Source organism: Romboutsia maritimum (assembly GCF_002251085.2).
Classification (GTDB): Bacteria; Bacillota; Clostridia; order Peptostreptococcales; family Peptostreptococcaceae; genus Romboutsia_B; species Romboutsia_B maritimum.
In genome coordinates this window covers 1-3,614 of the sequence record NZ_NOJZ02000063.1, presented here as the reverse complement: position 1 = coordinate 3,614, position 3,614 = coordinate 1, and the positions used below count along the sequence as shown (strand labels likewise).

Genomic DNA, 3,614 nt, shown 5'->3' with positions numbered 1-3,614 from the left:
TGCTTTATCTAAATTATAATTTATTTTGATAATAAATAATCAAATTTACAGTACAGATATGAAGGATTTATATAATAAAAGGAAGATGTTTTGACATCTTCCTTTTATTATATAATTTTTTAACTGTTTTTTAAAAATGCATTCCAGAATCAATAATATCAACAAAAAATTCGACAATAATTTCATATTGTAAAGAATATATTATATTAAAAACTTAAATCTCTAAAACAGTAATTGGGTTATAATTCACAATAATGTAAAATTATGGTACAATATGTCAGGACATATTACAGGTAATTTAAGTATATAAATTATAAATATTAAAGTGATATAGCTCTATATATCAAAAAAGATTTTTATTTAGAGTTTAGACAGCAAATGAAAATATAACATTGATTATTTAAATTTAGTATTTAAATAGAAAAAGTTTTATTGCATGAGATAGTAGAAATTATAACAAATTAAATTTTAGGGAGGAATGTATATGAAAAATTTAAAAATAGGTAAAAAGCTAAGTATATGTTTTATTGTTTTGTTAATGATTACAGCATTTTCAAATATTTATACAATATCTAATTTAAAAGAAGCAGCAAAACTAAGCAAGGATTTATTTGAGGGGCCTTATGAATTAACAACTCAAACTATGGGAATTCGTAGAGATTTAGTTTCTACTGGAAGAAATATTGGTAATTCAATTCTTAGACAGAATCCTACTGAATATAGAACGATAATACTGAAAGACTTTGATAGTGTTGATAAAAGAATTAAAACAATTCGTGATTCTTTTAAAGGAGAGACAAACTTAATTGATGATCTTGAAAGTTCGAAAGCTAATCTAATACAAGAATATGAAAAAATTTATACAGTTATAGAGAAAGGTGATTATAAGAAAGCAACAGAAATGACAGCAAAAAATTCTGAATACATGCAAGCATATGATAAGTGTATAGAAAATTCAATAAATTTTAATAAAGAGGCAGAAGCTCTAGGTATTAAATTTAATGAAGGAGTACAACATGCAGCATCACAAGCAACGTTTATTTCGACAGTTCTGTGTGTATCTTCTCTAGTAGCAGGAGTAGTTATATGTCTGTATATTACAAAGAGCTTAAAGCAGCCAATTGAAGAAATAGAAATAGCTGCAAATAAAATGGCTGAGGGTGACTTTGATATTAATATTAATTATGAATCAAAGGATGAATTAGGTATTTTATCAAATAGTATGCGTCAAATGAGTAATGAAATTAAAGAAATTATAAATGACACAGTTCGTGTTTTAGGAGAATTTGCATCAGGAAACTTTAATGTTACACCTGAAGTACAATATATAGGAGTATTTAAAAATATTGAAAATTCAGTAATTAAAATAACTAATGATTTAAGTGAAACAATGTCACAAATAAATGTAGCCTCAGAAGAAGTAGGAGCGGCATCAGATCAAGTGTCAAGTGGATCACAAATGTTAGCACAAGGTGCTACTGAACAAGCAAGTGCAATTCAAGAATTATCTGCAACTATTATAGAAATATCTGATAAAATTAAAGATACTGCAAATAATGCTCAAGAAGCTAATGTTTTAGCATTAAGTTCAGGTCGTGAAGTTGAAGATGGTAATGAACAAATGAAACAAATGGTTAAAGCTATGGAAGAAATTTCATTTACTTCTAATGAAATCGGTAGAATTATAAAAACAATAGATGATATAGCATTCCAAACAAATATATTAGCATTAAATGCAGCAGTAGAAGCAGCGCGTGCAGGAAATGCAGGTAAAGGATTTGCAGTTGTTGCTGATGAGGTAAGAAATCTTGCAGCTAAATCAGCAGAAGCTGCAAAAAATACTGCTACACTTATTGAAAATTCAATACAAGCAGTTGATAATGGAACTAAGATTGTAGATAATACAGCTCAGTCGCTTCAAAAAATAATTGATACAACTAATCAAAGTATTGTATTAATTGATGAAATTGCTAAAGCATCTGATGAACAAGCTAGTGCAATTTCTCAAGTTACATTAGGAGTAGAACAAATTTCAGAGGTAGTACAAACTAACTCTGCAACATCAGAGGAAAGTGCTGCTGCTAGTGAAGAATTAAGTGGACAAGCTCAGATGATGAAATCACTTATTGAGAACTTTAAATTAAAAGATACAAATAGTTCTCATAAACAGATAAATTTTAATAATGATGAAATTAATTATTATGGAATGAATGAGTAATACAATAACGAATATCAAAATTTATGATTTTTTAAAAATGGAAGCTTTTATGCTTCCATTTTTAAAGATTGAATTTAAATATCAAATAAGTTGAAATCTATTAAGTTTAATCAATAAAGGAGAAGAATATGAGCCAAGTAGATTCTTTAAATGAATTTTATGTGCAAGAAAATATGCAGTTATTAGAGCAATTAGAAGAAATTTTACTTGTAGGTGGTAAATTAGAAAAAGAAGAAATAGAAGAAATATTTCGTGTAATGCATACTATTAAAGGTTCTTCAGCCATGATGGGATATGATAGTTTAACAAAACTTACTCATAGTGTAGAAGATGTTTTTGATGAAATACGTAAAGGACTTGAACTTTCTGATAGTAAGTGGGAAGAAGTAGTTGATGTTGTATTAGTTAGTATTGATTTCCTTAAAGAAGAAATCTTAAATGTACAAGATGGATTAGTTCCAGAGGCTAGTATAGATGAATTACATGAAAGAGTTTTAGGTTTATTAAATGATAATAATCAAAATAATGACGAAAATAAATCATTAGAAACAAAACTAATACAAGATTGCGACAATAATGAGAGTATACAAACAATTGGAGAAAAATGTTACTGCATAAAAGTATTTTTCGAAGATGGATGTGGTATGGAAGGAATTAGAGCATTTGGTGTTCTTGCAGTATTAGATGAATTAGGTTCTATTATGAGAACTATACCAGAAGATTTAAATGGAGAATGCGATGATGATATAGCTAAAAATGGTCTTACTGTATACATGAAACCTATTCAAGATAAGTGTAAGATTGAGAAAAGTATTCAGGAAACTATGCTTTTAAAAAGTTATGAACTAGTAGAAGTTAATGATGAAGAAGAGCCACAAAATACTTGTGATGAAGTTAATTCAAATGATAATCAAAGTAATATAAATAATGAAATTGAAGCAAATAAAGATCAATTAAATAAAGACGTAAGTAATGAATCACTAAATAAAGAAATAAATAATAAATCATTAAGTAGTGAGATAGTAAACAAAGAAGTAAAAAATGAAGAAGTAAAGAAAGACTTTGTTAAAAAAGAGATTAAACAACAAAATTCTAATTCACATGCATCTAACAAAAACAGTTACTTAACTGTAAATATTGATAAGGTTGATATGCTAATGAATTTAGTTGGAGAAATTGTTACTACTGAATCTATGGTAGAAAAGCAATCACAACTAGAAAACTTCGATAGAGATATGTTTGAAAAACAATCAAGAAGATTACACCAATTAACAAATGAATTACAAGATGTAGTTATGTCAATTCGTATGGTTCCAATATCTTCAACTTTTACTAAAATGCAAAGAGTTGTAAGAGATATGAACAAAAAAACTGGAAAATCTGTTGATTTAGTATT

General features: G+C 27.1%; 2 protein-coding genes. Both read left to right on the top strand.

The annotated features are described in order from the left end of the window. Window positions 1–484 precede the first annotated feature (484 nt). Window positions 485–2,218, top strand: a complete 1,734-nt coding sequence (locus CHF27_RS13505; protein ID WP_243445025.1) for a methyl-accepting chemotaxis protein — start codon at window positions 485–487, stop codon at window positions 2,216–2,218. A 128-nt stretch (window positions 2,219–2,346) separates the two neighbouring features. Then, window positions 2,347–3,614 (top strand): Hpt domain-containing protein (locus CHF27_RS13500; RefSeq protein ID WP_199533677.1); only part of this gene is annotated, 1,268 nt, incomplete at its 3' end.